We start from the raw sequence: 18,090 nt of genomic DNA, 5'->3' as shown, positions 1-18,090 counted from the left end.
TGATATTAATCAGTATGGATCTTATCATTAATGAAGAATTTTATTGCAGACGTGAAGGCACTTTTTAAACAAAAATATGATGCCGACGCTCAAGGTAATAAAACAGCGAAGTCCACTTTTATAGAATTGCCCCCTGATATCAAGCCTGACAATTCTCATAACTCTCGTAGAAATATCCGTTCTACTCAAAATCATGATAACGATGAGTTTGCATCATTTATTATCTCGTCTGCTAAATCCAACGCTTCGAATACTTCATCCAATAAACAGCTAGGACGCTGGATCAAAGAAAATGAATCTTTGAATATTAACGGACGCTCTATTGAGCGCGGTTTTTATTATCTTGGTGGTCAGCTGGAAATGTTAACGGGGTTCGGATGTGAACCGTCACTACTCGATGATAGCTTGTCTGTTAGCTCTTCTAAAGTGATCCATAGTGCCTCGCAAATTCATCAGGATGACTCTCTTGGCTACTGGCCCAGTTATGAGCGCTTGTCCTCTAAATGCCGAGGAGCCTATCTTGATTGGCTCGCCTCAAATCGCGCCCATCCAAGTACTCCTATTGGTTATATATTCATTTATTTTGGTGGTTTTGAGCGCCGTATTATTGAACACATTAACGACGATATCGTCTCTGACGCTGAGTTTATGGCTATCTATGAAGAGATCACACGACTCAATCATATCTACGGCAGTCAGTCTGCTTCATTCGACAGTTATTCAGCGCATTTTTTAGCATTTATGACCCTTATTCGCTCATTATTGTTTGAAGATAAAGCGCAAACTGGGCATTTACTACCGCCGCCCGTAACTAGCCAAAACTTAGAATTTAAGATGCGTTTGGCAAAGGTAGTAGCGTTGCAACTGCCTATTCCTGCGCTATTAGCGTGGGAGTGGCTTGTTTATTCTAATGAATACAACTTTAAAACTCCCGCCAAGCGCTGCGAGACTGAGTTCAAAGCATTATTCCAAACTCTATATCATGAAGCTAATTCAAACGGATTTTTGGTTTCTGCTAATAAAACTAGGCTCAAGCTTAGCTATAATGCTGCCAGTCGCTCTATTATTAGTGTAGAGCTTACCCTTGATGATCTACCAGATCCGAGCGTCTTACGAGCGCCTGTTAAAAAGCTTATAAATATCGCTGAGCAGTGCAATGACGCTTTAGATGCTTACAGTCGTTATTTGGGTAAAGAGGGCGGCTCGACTGATGACATTGTCGCTATCATGCTACTGCCAAAACCTTTACTTCATAACAGCCGTTACCCTGTCATTGAAAAATTTAAGAGATGGGCTGAATCTGTTATAGAACATAATGAAGGGCTGACAACGACTAAAGAGCTATGGTCATATTTAAACGAGCCTTTGCTACCAACAGATAACAAAGCGCTGAGTAAAAAACAAAACGAGCTGATCATTAATCTGCTAGAGCTTGCCGGTTTTGGTATTGCTCCTGACCAACGTTATCATCAGACGCGCTTGCAATCAGATGGTTACGCTGTGTTATTTGCTGGTGGTTATGATGCGTTTAGTGAAGAGTTTAAGCCCAGTTCATCTTTCTATCAAGTCGGTTTAGCCATGAGGCTGGGCGCCATGGTAGCGACTATTAATGGCTATGTTGATAAAAGGGAAGTGGACACCTTATTGACGCTGCTCAATGAAGACAGTCAGCTGAGCACTATTGAAAAAGACTCGCTTAGAGCTTATTTGCTATGGCAATTAAACACTCCAGCAAATATGGCGGGTCTAAAGTCAACATTGGCTACTCTTGATGAGCAATATATTGGTTTTATCAGCCGTTTCATTATTACGGTTGCCTTAGCGAATGGTAATATCGAACCCAGTCAAATTAAACAAATCGAAAAGCTATATCAAGCTTTAGGTTTAGATAAAACGTTAGTGACTAGTGATATCCATCAGTTGACGACGAATAAAAAAGTAAACACGGGCATAAATAATGCGCCTCAAGCCAAAGATAATAGCAGCAAAAACAGCACCTTATTTAGTTTTGACGCTGAACTATTAGCCCTACATGAACGCGAGACAGCAGTAGCTAAAGCGATGCTAAGCAGCATTTTTGCCGTAGAGGATGAGTCAGAAGAAAATGAAACCTTAGAGATAATTAATCAGACGGCGACTGATCAGCAGAGTAATGTGCTTATTGAAAACTCAGATAACAAGCCGACCATAGATGGCTTAGATAGTAGTCATAGCCAATTATATCATCAGCTTATTAGTGCTGAGGTATGGCAACGTGAAGCTGTTAACGTATTATGCGAGTCGCTTAACCTAATGATAAATGGCGCCATTGAAACTATTAACGATTGGGCATATGAAAACGTCGATGCGCCTGTATTAGAAGATGATGATGAAGTCATAGTCGATTTTGAGATTGTAGAAGAGCTAAAAGCTTTCAGTCAATAAAACAGTAAATAAAGGGAATAAATATGAGCGTTAAAAAAATCAGAGCCAAAGAGCGTGATGCAATTATCCAGTCGCTCAAGTCTGGCGTGACTCCTAAAGTTGGTATTCAGCACATCCAAGTCGGACGTATTAACGAGCTCAAAGCCTTGATAGACGATATTGAACGTGTGGCTGACGGTGGCTCTGCCTTTCGGCTGATTATTGGCGAATATGGTTCAGGCAAGACTTTTTTCTTAAGCGTAGTTCGCGCCATTGCCCTTGAGCGTAAATTGGTCACCGTTAATGCCGATTTATCACCTGATAGACGTATCCAAGCGTCATCAGGGCAAGCAAGAAATTTATATTCTGAGCTGATGCGTAATTTATCGACGCGTAATAAGCCTGATGGTAATGGTCTTGCTAGTGTGGTTGAGCGTTTTATTACTGAGGCCCGCAAACAAGCGGATAGCAGTGGGGAGGCGATTAGTGACGTTATCCAGCACAATTTAACGGAGCTGACTGAACTTGTAGGCGGCTATGATTTTGCCAAAGTTATTGAGGCTTATTGGCAAGGACACGAAGAAGGCAATGACGAGCTAAAAGTTAACGCTATTCGCTGGCTGCGGGCAGAATATACTACTAAGACCGACGCGAAACGTGATCTGGGTGTGCGCACAATTATCTCTGATGCTTCCTTCTACGACTCATTAAAAATCATGAGTTTATTCGTGCGCCATGCCGGTTATCAAGGACTGCTCGTTAATTTGGATGAAATGGTAAATTTATATAAGCTCAATAGCACGCAAGCGCGTCAAGGCAACTATGAGCAAATTTTGCGTATCCTAAATGATTGTTTACAAGGAACGGCTGAGCATTTAGGGTTTTTATTAGGCGGTACTCCTGAGTTTTTACTCGATCCGCGCAAAGGGTTATACAGCTATGATGCCCTGCAAACGCGTTTGGCGGATAATAGCTTTGCTAAAAAAGCAGGAGTGATTGATTATTCTTCTCCTGCTCTACATTTAGCCAGCTTAACGCCAGAGGAGCTTTATATCTTACTCAAAAACCTACGTCATGTTTATGCAGGCGGTGATGAGACTGCTTATCTTGTACCTGATGAATCACTACAAGCTTTTTTGCAACATTGTAGCCAGACGATTGGCGATGCTTACTTTAGAACGCCGCGCAATACCATCAAGGCGTTTTTGGATATGCTGGCCGTCATCGACCAAAATCCTACTATCTCATGGGATCATCTAATCAATTCGGTAGCTATCGATCCTGAGACGCCCTCCGATATGGATATCGATATGAGCGATGTTGATGAAGATGATGGACTTGCAGACTTTAGCTTATAAGTTTGACACTTAATTTTAGGACGGAAAATTACTTTGAGAGATGCCCATATCGAGCTTGATAAACGCGTGCAACGCTGGGTTTTTAACCAAGGCTGGCACGGACTGCGCGAAGTACAAGCCAAAGCCATTGCGCCCATTTTATCAGGGCAAACGGATGTGCTTATCAGCGCGGCAACGGCTGCGGGTAAAACAGAAGCTTTCTTCTTGCCTGCTTGTAGCGCTATTGCTCATCAAGAAAAGGGCGTTGGCATTCTTTATATCAGTCCGTTAAAAGCGTTGATTAATGACCAGTATCGACGCTTGCAAAGTCTAGCGGAGCTACTCGATATGCAATTGACTCCATGGCATGGCGACAGTCCGTTAAGTAAAAAGAAACAACAGAAAAAGTCACCCTCAGGGATTATTTTGATTACTCCTGAATCACTTGAATCCTTATTGATAAGAGATGCAGGCTGGGTAAAACAAGCTTTTGGCGATTTGAAATATATTGTCATTGATGAGTTTCATGCGTTTTTGGGTAGTGAGCGCGGACAGCATTTATTGTCGCTGTTGAATCGCCTTGAGCATGTGGCTGGGCGGTTAGAGACGCCTATTCCTAGAGTCGCACTAAGCGCCACTTTGGGAAATATAGAAACTGTGCCTTTATCGCTACGCCCTAATCATTCTTTACCTTGCGTCATTATTAAAGACACTGAATCGACATCAAACGTTAAAGTTCAGCTAAAAGGTTATATAGAACCTAGTCAGATAATGCAAATGGTACAAATCGATGGTATTGAGACTGACTATGAAAGTAATAAAACTGAAGAAGAAAGGTTTACAGGTATTGGTTTAGAGAGTGCCATTATTGAGAGCAGTAATTTTGAGATTTCCTATGATGCTCAATCACAAATATGCACGGATTTGTATCGCTTCTGCCGTGGCGGTAACCATCTTATCTTTGCCAATAGCCGTAAACGTACCGAGCTTATAGCCACATTGCTAAGTGAGAAATGTGAGCAAAACATCGTTCCAAATGAGTTTTTCCCTCATCACGGCTCATTAGCAAAAGAGTTGAGAGAAGGTTTAGAGCAGCGTTTGCAAAAGGATAATCTGCCAACGACTGCCGTCTGCACGATGACTTTGGAGCTAGGTATAGATATTGGTAAAGTCGATTCTGTCGTGCAGGTTACCGCTCCGCATTCAGTTTCAAGCTTAAGGCAACGGCTTGGGCGCTCGGGTAGGCGCGGCGGTTCATCAGTGCTACGTATGCTTATAACGGAAGAAGAAATCGATGTGAATACCAATTTAGTGGATAGGCTACGCTTAGAGCTTATTCAGTCATTAGCAATGATAAGACTGCTTATCGCTAGCAGATGGTTTGAGCCTGCGGACACGTCGCTTTATCACTTCTCAACGCTCCTTCATCAAGTGCTCGCAACCATTGGTCAATGGGGCGGTATCCGTGCCGATCAAATTTATACTTTGCTATGTAGGCAAGGTTCTTTTCAAAAGATAACACCTACTCATTTTAAATCCTTATTATTACAAATGGGCGCGATGCAACTGATTACCCAGCTTGGTAATCAGCAATTAGTGTTAGGGATAGTAGGCGAGCGTATCGTTGGTCATTATACTTTTTATGCGGTGTTTAAGACGCCAGAAGAATATCGTCTTGTGGCTGGTAGTAAAACACTGGGCACATTACCCGTTACTACTCTGCTGCTACCCGAACAATACATCATCTTCGCTGGTATACGCTGGCAAGTCAAAGATATCGATATGGATAAAAAGGTCATTTATGTGAGCGCTGTCCAAGGTGGCGGTCAGCCTCCAAATTTTGATGGCGACGGAGATATGTCGATACACGACCGAGTGCGTCAAGAGATGTATGACATATTAAGCAGTGGCAATTACCGTATTTCAGTTGGCGATAAAAAAGTCGATTTCGCTGATAAAACAGCGCGCGAGCTATTCAAAGAAAGTATTGAAACTTTTGATAGATGTCAATTACGTCATCGACCTCTTATAGACCAAGACGGTAATACTTATATCTTTATGTGGCGTGGTGATAAAGTTGTCAACACCTTGGCAGCTCTGCTGATACAACATGATTTCTCTACTGAGAGGTATGCTGGTGTGATATGTATTAACAAAGTTAATTCAGTTCAGGTTATGAGGTTCTTGCAAACTTTAGCTCATGAGCCTATGCCGTCTGCGACTAAGCTTGCTGAAAATGTACCGAATAAAATGATTGAAAAGTTCGATAAGTATTTGCCTGAGGATTTACTAAATATTGGTTATGGTGCAAAAACCTTTGATATTGATGGTCTCAGTGACTGGTTGCAGCTATTATTTGAAAGAGAGGTTGACTACAAATAAAATTTTGGAAGCTACTCAAGGCACCACCTTTTTGTAAAATATGTTTATTACTTCAATAGCGTTCCTAAATAAACAACCAGAATTATATATATTCAGTTTAAAAAGAATAATTCAGAGGCAAAAACTTCGTTAACTTCCTCATTATTCCTATAAAAAATACCTCTTAAATTAATGCATAACCAAAAGTGCTTAATAGCAAAAATATTTATGAGATAAGGGTTTAATCTTTGGCTCAATGCGTTACTATTACCACCTTATTCGCTAGACCCTCATATTTGACACTCTGTATTAATACCCTAAGAAAAGGATAGGTTATGCGCTATGAAGTTATCGTTATCGGTGCAGGCATGGTTGGCACGTCAGTTGCGTGGCATTTACAAAAAAACAATTCACAAGTATTGCTGTTAGACAAGAAACTACCAGGGTCAGAGACCTCTTATGGTAATGCAGGCCTCATTCAGCGCGAAGCGATTCACACGCATCCGTTCCCGCGTCAGTTGACTGAAATGATCAGAGTATTGCCCAACCAAGGGACTGATATTCGCTATCGTATACCAGCGATTTTGCGTTATCATCAAGCGCTTTTGAAGTACTGGAAATACTCTACACCTGCCTCTGTCAAAAAAATAGAAGCAGAGTGGCAGACGCTGATTGAGCATTGTACCAGTGAGCATCAAACGATGATTACCGCATCTGGTGCTGAAGATTTGATCAGTCGAAAAGGCTGGTTGCAGCTACATCGTTCTGAAGAGACTCTGAACGTAGCTATTGCTGCCGCAATCAAAGACCGCGATCAGGGCGTCGAGCACAATGTATTGACAGTAGAAGAATTAAAAGTAATGGAGCCAAGCGCGAATTTTGATGGTTTCGTTGGCGCGATTCATTGGTTAAACTCTTGGCAAGTCTCCAATCCAAGCTCGCTTGTCAAAGCTTATGCAAAAAACTTCCAAGAACTAGGTGGGACGCTTAAAGAAAGCGGCGTCAAAGAAATTGTACAGGAAGAAAATGGCTGGAAAGTGATCACTGATAATGACACTTATTATAGTGATAAATTGGTGATTGCTGCGGGTCCTTGGTCTAATGACTTGATCAAACCACTCGGCTATGATTTGCCTTTATTCCCAATGCGCGGCTACCATCAGCACTTTAAAGTGACTGAAAAAAACACGATTAATCACAGCATGTTTGACATGGATAAAGGTTTCGTTATGGGGCCAATGCAGCAGGGTATTCGCATTACAACTGGTGCTGAGATGACCACAATGGATGCACCAAAGAACTTTGGCCAATTAAAAACCGTATTAAAGCTGGCTCGTAAAATCTTACCACTAGAAGATGCGGTAGAAAGTGAGGCATGGGCTGGATCACGTCCTTGCATGCCTGATATGAAGCCCGTGATTGGTCCTGCAGACAAGCATGACAAACTGTGGTTCGCTTTTGGTCACAGTCATCAGGGCTTCACGCTAGGTCCTATGACAGGACGTATCGTAGAAGAGATGATTCATGATAAACCATTATTGGTTGATATTGCGCCGTTTAGCGCACAGCGTTTTTCTAACTAAGCAATTAGGCGATTACTTCAATTGAATCATTGATTCAAATATTTTTATAAATTTAGGATTAAACACAATGAAAAAGCTACACAGCAATCAACGTATGAGTAAAATTGTTGTCCATAATCAGACCGTTTATTTGTGTGGTCAAGTGGGTAATGCTGAAGACGATATTCAAGCCCAAACTTTGACTTGTTTAGAGAAGATACAGACTTTATTAGAGGAAGTGGGTAGCGATAAATCAAAGCTATTATCAGTGACGGTTTGGATAAAAGATATGGCAGACTTTGCTGCTATGAATGAAGTTTGGGATAAATGGTTTGAAGGTGTGCAGCCGCCAGCCCGTGCTTGTGGTGAATCAGCGTTAGCACGTCCTGAGCTATTGGTTGAAATGATAGCCATCGCTGCGGAATAATAGACTGGTTATAATATCTGTATAAAATAAAAAAGGACATGATAGCGATATCGTGTCCTTTTTTATAATGTATTCAGATACACGCCCTAGATTAAATATTATCTTAGGCTCAGTGAACTTCACAGACGTGCATTCTATGACTTGAATATATTTATATAATATAGTCAGGTCAATATAGAAAAGAGACAACGGGGCTGGGATAAATTTTTTGTCGCCTCTGTCTGCGCAGGCACAGCAAGCAAGAAAAACTTGTCCCAGTCACGAAGTATAATGTTGTGTATCCATTTTATTCAGTATCGACTATAGTTAACGCCCTTTCCATACCGCATGGCGCTTTTCGATAAAAGCGTCGATGCCTTCGCTGACATCCTCTGCCATCATATTGCAGGTCATCACTTCACTGGCATACTCATAAGCATCTGCTAATGGCATATCTAATTGCTTATAAAACATATTCTTACCTGTTCTAACGGCGATCGAGGATTTGGCAGTAATGGCATTGATTAAAGATTGCAGTGCTTGATCTAGTTGATCCACTGGCACAACTCGATTCAGCAAACCATATTGTAAGGCCGTGTGCGCGTCAATGAACTCTCCAGTAATCAGCATCTCGAATGCTTGCTTACGGGATAAGTTTCGACTGATGGCAACAGCAGGCGTGGAACAAAATAACCCAACGTTTATTCCGGAGGTAGCAAACTTGGCATTATCAGAGGCAACGGCTAAGTCGCAAGCTGCGACAAGCTGACAGCCAGCGGCGGTGGCTATTCCTTGTACTTTTGCGATTACCACTTGCGGCATGTCATTGATGGCTAACATCATTCGACTACATTGCTGGAATAGGGCCCTATGAAATGCTTCATCCGTATTTTCGCGCATCTCTTTTAGATTATGACCAGCACAAAACGCCTTACCATTTGCAGCAATGATTACGATTTGAATGTTGCTATCTTGCGCGATGCTGTCCAACTCAGTTTGTATAGCAGAAAGCAGCTCAACGGATAATGCGTTAAATTGTTTTAGGCGATTTAGGATCAGGGTAACAACGCCGCTTGAATCATTATTTTTCTCTCTAATAACCAACGGCTCGTTTATGTCTACCGTCAAGATGGATTCAGTTTTATTTAGGCTAGATGTCATCATTTATCATCCTTGATAAAAAGAATTTAACTCTAAAATAACATTTATACAATGCTATCGATCGTGCTCTAAATAGTAGCATGTCTTATCGAAAAATGGCTGATCTTAGATATTCACCAATAAAAAATAGCACCATCACGTTATGAAGGTGCTATTGGTCTAGGTATTAATAAAAACTAAAGAAAAACTGGATGATGTCTTGGCTATCATATTGCAAAAGATAGCGAGTTATAAAGGGGAGCTCAAGGGTGATAAAAATGCCCCAAAGGACTGTTTTTTATCTCATGCTTTGACCCAATCGCATAGCAGCGGCGATATTGACAGCCGTGGTTTCGATATTGTCATAAGCAGTGCTGAGCACCTTGTCGATAGAATCTACTTTTTGAATGCTTGGCATTACGACGTCGAATTGAGTGGTTTGAGCAGGTTTTAGCCCATCTACACTACCGCAAATAGCAATGACTGGCGTATGCGTGGCTTTGGCGAGCAGGCTGATGCCGCCAGCGACTTTACCCATTGCGGTTTGAGCGTCAAGTTTACCTTCACCAGTAATAACGAGATCAGCATCGGCGATATGCTGTGATAACTGAGCCGCCTCAGCCACTGTGTCAAAACCTGATTTCAATTGAGCTTGAAAAAACGTCATTAACGCATAACCAAGACCGCCCGCAGCCCCAGCACCCGCCACTTCTTGACACTCTTTATAACCCTGTTGTTCACATATGGAGGCAAAGTGACTCAACGCTTTGTCTAAGTCAGCGACTTTTTGTGGGCAGGCGCCTTTTTGTGGACCAAAGACCGCGCTTGCACCCAAAAGGCCACATAGGGGATTGGTCACATCGCAAGCCACTTCAAATACTGTGTCTAACACTGTTGTATGAAGGTTGGTGTTATCTAATCGGTATAGGCTCGCAAGTGCGCCACCACCGTGAGTGAGTAGACTGTCGTTCACATCATAGAACGTCATGCCTAACGCCATTAGCATACCAAGACCTGCGTCATTGGTGGCGCTACCACCTAAACCGATAATGATGCGCTTGACACCTTCATCTAAAGCATCGGCAATAAGCTCGCCAACACCATAACTGCTAGCAATAATAGGATTGCGCTCTGCTGCTGTCAGTAGATGCAACCCGCAAGCTTGGGCGATTTCGATGACCGCAGTGGCATCAGGTAATAACAAGTATTTTGCCGTAATGGGTCTCATCAATGGATCGTGTACGCTCACTTCTTTCCAGCGTCCACCCAACACATAAGACAACACCGCAGAAGTACCTTCGCCGCCATCAGCCATAGGGAGTAACGTATAGTCAGCATTTGGGAAAACCTGACTAAATCCAGACTGAATGGCATGGCAAACATCCAATGCTTCTAAGCTTTCTTTGAACGAGTCGGGAGCGATGAGAATTTTCATGAAGTTCCTTTGAATATTTCAGCTAATACGTTAAATAAACATCTTAAATAAATACTAAGGTTAATAACCAGATAAATATGATGCTGGTCACCCCTTGGATACCAGTCGCCACTGAATGGGCTTTATAAGCCTGTGCCACACTCATACGGCTAAACTGGCTGACAATCCAAAAAAAGCTGTCATTAGCATGTGAGACAGTCATCGCGCCCGCACCAACAGCCATCACACAAAATACGCGGCCAAGCTCGCTATCGAGACCAATTTGATCTAATAAAGGAGCAATCATCGCAGATGTCGTGACCAAGGCGACCGTGGTCGAGCCTTGTGCTGTTTTTAGGGCTGCAGACACGATAAATGGCATAAAAATACCCATTCCTAACGCCGATAAAGTCGTACCCAAATAATCGCCGATTGGGGTGACTTTTAGCATGGCACCAAATGCGCCACCAGCACCAGTGATCAATAGAATAGGAGCCGCTACCACTAAACCTTGTGCGATGCTGTCACTAATTTGCTGCGTTTTTTGATCAGTATTGATGAGTAAAAACGATAAAAATAAACCAATGAGCAATGCAGTGAGAGGGTTACCAATGAATATTATAATATCTGTGACCATACCGCTACCAAATGGCGCGCTTGGAAGGTTGGCAACGGAAGATAGGCAAATCAATACGATAGGGACAATGATGGGTAAAAACGCCATTGTTGCTGAAGGTAGAGTGCTATAGTCGTCGCGAGTTTTCATGTTCTCAGGCAAAGTCGCCGCTGGTGCGTCTGTTGCCTCTATATTGTCAGGCGTCACATTAAGAAAACGATTTGACCACCACCAGCCTGCCAATACGGCAACAGCCGTTACGACCACACCAACCATGATGACCAAGCCTAAATTTGACTCTAGTCCCAAATTCCCCGCTGCTGCAATCGGGCCTGGTGTTGGTGGTACAAAGGTATGAGTCGCATATAAACCCGTTGCTAGCGCAATACTCATCGCCACACTTGATACTTGTAAACGCTCAGCCAACGACTCTTTTAAAGAGTTTAAAATGATATAACCAGAGTCACAGAACACCGGTACTGATACCACGGCACCAACGATAGACATGGTCAAAGTAGGGAAGCGTGGCCCTAATATTTTGATGACCGTTTCTGCCATCACAATGGCGGCACCTGTTTTTTCGAGAATCAAGCCTATAATAGTACCAAATACAATCACCAAACCGATGTAGCCTAAAATACCACCAAAGCCATCAGAGATCGTCTTAGCGACAGTATCAAGCGGTACTTGGTAAAATAATGCGACCAAAAAAGCTGACAAGATCAATACTAAAAAAGGATGCCACTTGAGTTTTGCTGTGGCAAAAATAATAAAAAGAATGGTCAGCACAAGCCAAAATACGATCATTGTTGCCTCTGTATCGTTGATATCTTAGTTAACTATTCACGCAGCTGTCATTTAGCTGGCATCAATAGTGATATGTATTTTTCAAGGGGCATATTCTATCGTAAATACAGGCCTCTAGGAAATCTATTCGTCTTAGATAGAGGAATGCATAATGTATAGTTGGCTATATTTTGAGCTAAAAAAATGGCCATTTATAATGACCATTAATTTTAGAAAATAGTATTTGCTGATACATAAACTAAATGTATGTTTTGAATTAGTATTTGTCATTTAGCTGACAGCTACGCTATTTTATCAAACCAAGCTTTATCACCTTTGGCGGTCAAAGAATCAAAACTAACATAAATGCCTTCATTGTCTAAGGTTGCATACCAGTGATCATCATTACCACTCGTCAGAAGCTGAAAGTATTTATCATTAACAATCCTACCTACCGTATAAACTTCACCTTCGGAGTAGAAATCATTACCTTGAATACATAATAGTTTATCGTTGGTGCATATCCCATTAGCGTTAGTCATATTATTGCCTCCTCTCAGTAGATAATATAGAGCAGCGTTTTAATTCTGCCCATGATAATAAATAGGATTAGATTATAATAGATACTATCTTATTGTTTGGTATGATGTTTTTAATTGAGTTGTTGCAGATAGTTACTATAATATATCATTATATGAATAAAGGCTAGATAACTGATTTAGGAAGGATTTCTCTGAACATATAGTCAAAAAACAACAAAAACGCGCCAGTACTGCTGGAATGATTGTTTTGAAGCCTCTGTCTGCAACGACACAGCAAGCGAGGAAAGTTTATACCAGTAGTATCTGACGATTAATGTATCGATTTGACTTTTCACTGACTATAAACGATAAAAAAAGCCAGCAACATGACGTTACTGGCTTTTTTTAGACTGAACTTAGATGTTCAAAAGATTACTCTTCAGAATAGTCTTCGTTTTCGTCTTCAACTGCTTCTTCAGCTAGATCTTCGTTATCACCATCTTCAGATAGGATAGTCACTAAGATGCTAGCAGTAACGTCATGGTGTAGCTGAATATCAACATTGTATTCGCCAACTTGACGTAAAGTGCCTTCAGGAAGCTTGATTTCAGCACGGTCAACTTCTAGACCTGAGTTAGTCAATGCTTCAGCGATATCGCGAGTACCGATAGAGCCAAATAGCTTGCCTTCATCACCTGATTTAGCGCGCATGATGACATTAACATCAGTTAATGCTTCAGCACGTTCTTTAGCAACACTAACTTCTTTAGCTTCTTCAGCTTCAAGCTCGGCACGACGTGTTTCGAACTTTTCAATGTTAGCTTTAGTTGCAGGTAGTGCTTTGCCCTGTGGGACAAGAAAGTTACGTCCGTAACCTGGTTTTACATCGACAGTTTCACCGAGTTTACCAAGGTTGACGATACGCTGTAACAAAATAATTTGCATGAGTCATTCCTAGTTAACGGTTAACCCTGATGGTTATCAGTGTATGGAAGTAGCGATAAATAACGAGCTTGCTTGATAGCAGTCGCTAGTTGACGCTGATATTTAGTAGACGTACCGGTAATGCGGCTTGGTACGATTTTACCATTATCACTGATGTACTGTTTTAGCAATTCAACATCTTTATAATCGATGTGAGTGATGCCTTCAGCAGTGAAACGGCAGAATTTGCGACGGCGATAGAAACGTGCCATGAGTATTCTCCTTTAATTAGTCTTCACTGTTGTCGTTGTCGTCATTATCGTTTTCACGACTGTCTGGACGACGAGTAGTTGCTTTGCGTGCGCGTTTTTCATCGGCATTCTTGGCTAACTGCGACTCTTCAGTGACAGCTTCGTCACGGCGCATAACTAGACTACGAATGATCGCGTCGTTATAACGGAATAATTCTTCAAGTTCAGCCAAAGTCTCACCGTCAGTTTCAATATTGAAAAGAACGTAATGGGCTTTGTGAATCTTGTTGATTGGGTAAGCCAATTGACGGCGGCCCCAATCTTCTAAACGATGAATAACACCGTTGTTGTCTTGCACTAACTTAATGTAGCGCTCGACCATGCCAACCACTTGGTCGCTTTGGTCTGGGTGTACAAGTAACACCAGTTCGTAATGTCGCATTATGACTCCTTACGGATTAGTAGCTATTAACCCTATGTTAATAGCAAGGAGATTTATAAGGTAAGCCTAATTCTCAGTTAATATAACAAAGGATAAGCTTAGTTTATAAAGCGCCGTATTATAACAGTACTTAACCATTAACACAAAGGTTAATCGCTGAGGCACCGTGAATAAAACATAAAAGTAGTAATTTTATATGCAATAAAAAAGCAACGCTGAAACGCTGCTTTTTTATTATCATCTAAGAATTTATTTTAATAAAACCTCAAAAGTAAAAAATATGCCTATTTTACTTTAGGCTCTTTTATCAATTGACTGTTATCAGCTTTCACTACCAAAGTCTTAGCCAATTTGTCATGCCAGCCAATATTTTCAGGGCTTTTTGAAGCCATATAATAATGAATAGCAACAATGACAAAGCCTAAAATACTAGTGAACGAAAATAATAAATTATAGATAATAAAAATCAGTAAAGTACGCACACCGATCAGTTTGGTAAACGAGGGCAGACGATGAGTGGTTTGATCCACAACACGAATACCCGTAAGCAGTTTACCTAATGACTGACCTCGTAACGTAATAAAGATCAGTTGCAGTGCAAATAAACCAAAAACCATGACTTGTGACATCATCAACGTGCTGCTAGGAAGGCTTTCCATCAGCTTCATCGAGTATTGATAGGCGACGTCCATATTTTGGATATTTTGGAATTTACTATAATCCACATCCATTTTAGTCAATGCCATCACTAGCGGAAAAATGGCCAATAAATACAATAGACCATTAATCGCAGTCGCCAATACTCGCGACATGATAGGCGCAAGTACCACATTGCCAACGGTTTTGTCTTTGCTATTGGCAGCCTTATTGATGCTAGACTTATTCAAGGATACATTGTTATGAGGGGTTTGATGACGATTGGTTGTCATGTCACCTTTCACGTTTTTACCCGTGTCTTTTGAGCGCTCAGGTTTGCCATACAATCGATCTAGCGATACCGACTTGCTATTTGGGTCATTGTTGTCTTGTTCGTCAGGAAAGACCGTGACATTGTTAATGATAGAATCATTAACCTCAGGGCTGCTAATAATCGCTGGGCTATAAACAGTCTGATTGTTGGTTAAATGACCCAAGCGTTGCCATTGATCTAAGCCTTCGTGCCAAATCAAATCATCCAGTGAAACTTCACTAGATGCCAACATGATATTAAGCTGCTCCAAACTATATGGACCTGCTTGTACGTTATTTCGAGCAAGGAAAATCTGCATAATTGCCTGCATAGTTAGTCATATCTTAAGTCGTTATTTTAAAAAATAGCATTTGGGATCTATTTGATGTCTTAAACTGATAATACCATCAAATAGACCCTAATAATTGCTTCTCTAACGACTGTGTGAATTGCTGCTGTGACTTAACATTATGGCTTATTTTGTTTCTTCACCAGCTAAGAAGAACCAAGTATCAAGTACTGAGTCAGGGTTCAATGACACTGAATCGATGCCTTGCTCCATGAGCCAATAAGCAAGATCTGGATGATCTGAAGGGCCTTGACCACAGATGCCGACGTATTTGTTTTGCTTGCGGCAAGCGTCGATTGCCATAGACAAGAGCTTCTTAACAGCAGGGTCACGCTCATCAAATAGATGTGAGACGATACCTGAGTCACGGTCTAGGCCAAGCGTTAACTGAGTTAAATCGTTAGAGCCGATTGAGAAACCATCGAAGTGTTCTAGGAACTCTTCTGCTAGTAGCGCATTGGTTGGTAGCTCACACATCATGATGACACGTAGGCCGTTCTCACCACGTTTTAGGCCGTTCTTGCCAAGGAGTTCGATGACTTCTTTGGCTTCACCCACCGTACGTACAAATGGAATCATGATTTCGACATTGGTCAAGCCCATCTCGTCACGTACACGCTTTAGCGCTTTACACTCAAGCTCAAAGCAATCACGGAAGTTGTCAGAAACATAGCGGCTAGCACCACGGAAACCAAGCATTGGGTTTTCTTCTGACGGCTCATATAACTTACCGCCGAGCAAGTTAGCATATTCGTTTGATTTGAAATCTGACATACGAACGATAACGGGTTGATCCATGAAAGCGACCGCTAGGGTTGAGATACCTTCGACCAATTTGTCAACGTAGAAGTCAACTGGTGAGGCATAACCTGCAATACGCTCTTGAATGGCTTGTGCTATTTCACGTGGTAAGCTATTCATGTTGAGTAAAGCTTTTGGATGCACACCAATCATACGGTTGATAATAAATTCAAGACGCGCAAGACCAATACCTTCGTTAGGCATTTGGGTGAATGAGAATGCACGATCTGGGTTACCAACGTTCATCATAATTTTGAATGCAAGCTCTGGCATAGATTCTACAGAATTGGTCTGCACTTCAAAATCAATTTGACTCTCATAAATAAAGCCAGTATCACCTTCAGCACAAGAAGCCGTGACGTCTTGACCATCAACCAATAATTCAGTGGCATTACCACAACCAACGATGGCTGGTACGCCTAGCTCACGAGCGATAATCGCCGCGTGACAAGTACGACCGCCGCGATTGGTAATAATGGCAGAAGCACGCTTCATAACTGGTTCCCAATCAGGATCAGTCATATCTGATACCAATACGTCGCCTTCTTGTACTTTATCCATCTCGTTTAGATTGCTAACGATACGGACTTTACCTGAACCGATACGTTGACCGATTGAGCGACCTTCGCACAATATTTTAGCGTTGGTGGTGTCGATGATATAACGTTCCATGACATTGCTGTCTTGGCGGCTTTTAACTGTTTCTGGACGGGCTTGAACAATGAAGATTTCATTGGTATCGCCGTCTTTTGCCCACTCGATGTCCATCGCTTGGCCATAATGCTTTTCAATCGTTACCGCTTGTTTGGCTAAAGAGGTCAGCTCTTCAGTAGACAATGAGAACTGCATGCGATCTTGTTTTTCGACATCGACTGTTTTTACTGATTTGGTCGTGCTGCCTTCATCACCATAGATCATTTTCTTATGCTTGCTGCCTAGGTTACGGCGAATAACCGCGGGCTTACCATTGGCGAGCAATCTTTTTGAGATGTAAAATTCATCTGGATTCACAGCACCTTGAACGACCATTTCTCCTAGACCGTAGCTTGATGTAATGAATACCACTTGATCAAAACCACTTTCGGTATCTAGGGTGAACATCACGCCCGCTGCGCCAGTTTCTGAGCGTACCATGCGCTGTACAGCAGCAGATAAGGCAACGCCTTCGTGCTCAAAGCCTTTGTGAACACGATAAGAGATAGCACGGTCGTTATATAAAGAAGCAAATACTTCTTTAATCGCAATTAGAACGTTATCAATACCGCGAATGTTCAAGAATGTCTCTTGCTGACCAGCAAATGACGCATCTGGCAAATCTTCGGCAGTGGCAGAAGAGCGAACAGCAACCGCGATATCATCGCCGCCACTCATCGTTTCAAACGATTGACGTACTTCTTGCTCAAGATCTTTTGGCAGCTCTTGTTCAATAATCCACGTACGGATTTTTTTACCAGTGGCAGCAAGCTTGTTGACATCATTCACGTCTAATGTTTTTAGCTCGTCGTTGATTTTGTCAAGTAAACCTGTTTCTGTCAAAAAACGGTTGAACGCGTTTGACGTGGTAGCAAAACCACCTGGAACACTAACGCCTAAATCAGAAAGATGGCTAATCATCTCGCCAAGAGAAGCATTCTTACCACCGACCATTTCAATGTCGTCTTTTCCTAGCTGATCAAGATTGATTACAAGTGCTGTAGATTGCGCTGCCATGATAACTCCAGAAAATAAGGTTATTTAGTAAAGATTATAATGGTAAATTATACCGCTATATTCTGACAATTTCGAGGGGTTGAACCAAAAAATTTGTTAAAAAGATACAAATTGTAGG

14 protein-coding genes are annotated in these 18,090 nt (G+C 41.8%); 5 read left to right on the top strand and 9 right to left on the bottom strand.

Annotated features, from left to right (window positions below):
* Window positions 1-30: 30 nt before the first annotated feature.
* The 5 genes from JMX48_RS03205 to JMX48_RS03180 all read left to right on the top strand — a co-directional run bounded on the left by JMX48_RS03205 (window position 31) and on the right by JMX48_RS03180 (window position 8,090).
* Window positions 31-2,424, top strand: coding sequence for a TerB N-terminal domain-containing protein (locus JMX48_RS03205; protein WP_201534240.1), 2,394 nt, complete (start codon window positions 31-33; stop codon window positions 2,422-2,424).
* A gap of 23 nt (window positions 2,425-2,447) precedes the next feature.
* On the top strand, window positions 2,448-3,761 hold the full coding sequence (locus JMX48_RS03200) for an ATP-binding protein (RefSeq protein ID WP_201534237.1): 1,314 nt from the start codon (window positions 2,448-2,450) through the stop codon (window positions 3,759-3,761).
* A 33-nt stretch (window positions 3,762-3,794) separates the two neighbouring features.
* Window positions 3,795-6,122 (top strand): DEAD/DEAH box helicase, encoded by a 2,328-nt coding sequence (locus JMX48_RS03190; protein WP_227687876.1) that lies wholly within the window; start codon window positions 3,795-3,797, stop codon window positions 6,120-6,122.
* A gap of 314 nt (window positions 6,123-6,436) precedes the next feature.
* Entirely contained in the window at window positions 6,437-7,684 is a 1,248-nt protein-coding gene (locus JMX48_RS03185) for an NAD(P)/FAD-dependent oxidoreductase (RefSeq protein ID WP_201534234.1), read from the top strand.
* 67 nt (window positions 7,685-7,751) lie between these two features.
* Window positions 7,752-8,090, top strand: coding sequence for a RidA family protein (locus JMX48_RS03180; protein WP_201534231.1), 339 nt, complete (start codon window positions 7,752-7,754; stop codon window positions 8,088-8,090).
* A 306-nt stretch (window positions 8,091-8,396) separates the two neighbouring features.
* On the opposite strand, the gene JMX48_RS03175 is transcribed toward JMX48_RS03180, so the two are convergent.
* The 9 genes from JMX48_RS03175 to ppsA form a co-directional block, all read right to left on the bottom strand.
* Entirely contained in the window at window positions 8,397-9,233 is an 837-nt protein-coding gene (locus tag JMX48_RS03175; protein WP_227687875.1) for an enoyl-CoA hydratase, read from the bottom strand.
* Window positions 9,234-9,507: 274 nt separating this feature from the next.
* Window positions 9,508-10,644 (bottom strand): glycerate kinase, encoded by a 1,137-nt coding sequence (locus tag JMX48_RS03170; RefSeq protein WP_201534228.1) that lies wholly within the window; start codon window positions 10,642-10,644, stop codon window positions 9,508-9,510.
* A 43-nt stretch (window positions 10,645-10,687) separates the two neighbouring features.
* Window positions 10,688-12,046, bottom strand: a complete 1,359-nt coding sequence (locus tag JMX48_RS03165) for a GntP family permease (RefSeq protein WP_201534225.1) — start codon at window positions 12,044-12,046, stop codon at window positions 10,688-10,690.
* A gap of 281 nt (window positions 12,047-12,327) precedes the next feature.
* Window positions 12,328-12,567: a hypothetical protein gene (locus JMX48_RS03160; protein ID WP_201534222.1), complete on the bottom strand. Its 240-nt coding sequence runs from the start codon at window positions 12,565-12,567 to the stop codon at window positions 12,328-12,330.
* A 411-nt stretch (window positions 12,568-12,978) separates the two neighbouring features.
* A complete protein-coding gene (gene rplI / locus JMX48_RS03155) occupies window positions 12,979-13,491 on the bottom strand; it encodes a 50S ribosomal protein L9 (RefSeq protein ID WP_201534220.1) in 513 nt (170 codons plus the stop codon).
* Window positions 13,492-13,511: 20 nt separating this feature from the next.
* Window positions 13,512-13,742: a 30S ribosomal protein S18 gene (rpsR, locus tag JMX48_RS03150; RefSeq protein WP_010198808.1), complete on the bottom strand. Its 231-nt coding sequence runs from the start codon at window positions 13,740-13,742 to the stop codon at window positions 13,512-13,514.
* Between the two features lie 16 nt (window positions 13,743-13,758).
* Complete coding sequence (rpsF, locus tag JMX48_RS03145; protein ID WP_201534218.1) at window positions 13,759-14,163, bottom strand: 30S ribosomal protein S6; 405 nt, start codon at window positions 14,161-14,163, stop codon at window positions 13,759-13,761.
* A 284-nt stretch (window positions 14,164-14,447) separates the two neighbouring features.
* Window positions 14,448-15,431, bottom strand: a complete 984-nt coding sequence (locus tag JMX48_RS03140; RefSeq protein WP_413786344.1) for an RDD family protein — start codon at window positions 15,429-15,431, stop codon at window positions 14,448-14,450.
* Between the two features lie 156 nt (window positions 15,432-15,587).
* Window positions 15,588-17,972 (bottom strand): phosphoenolpyruvate synthase, encoded by a 2,385-nt coding sequence (gene ppsA, locus JMX48_RS03135; RefSeq protein WP_201534214.1) that lies wholly within the window; start codon window positions 17,970-17,972, stop codon window positions 15,588-15,590.
* Window positions 17,973-18,090: the final 118 nt, after the last annotated feature.

The sequence above is a fragment of the Psychrobacter immobilis genome (genome assembly GCF_904846225.1).
In the GTDB taxonomy this organism is placed as follows: domain Bacteria; phylum Pseudomonadota; class Gammaproteobacteria; order Pseudomonadales; family Moraxellaceae; genus Psychrobacter; species Psychrobacter immobilis_F.
Note: the sequence above shows the minus strand (reverse complement) of the source record. Positions and strands in the feature narration are given on the sequence as shown.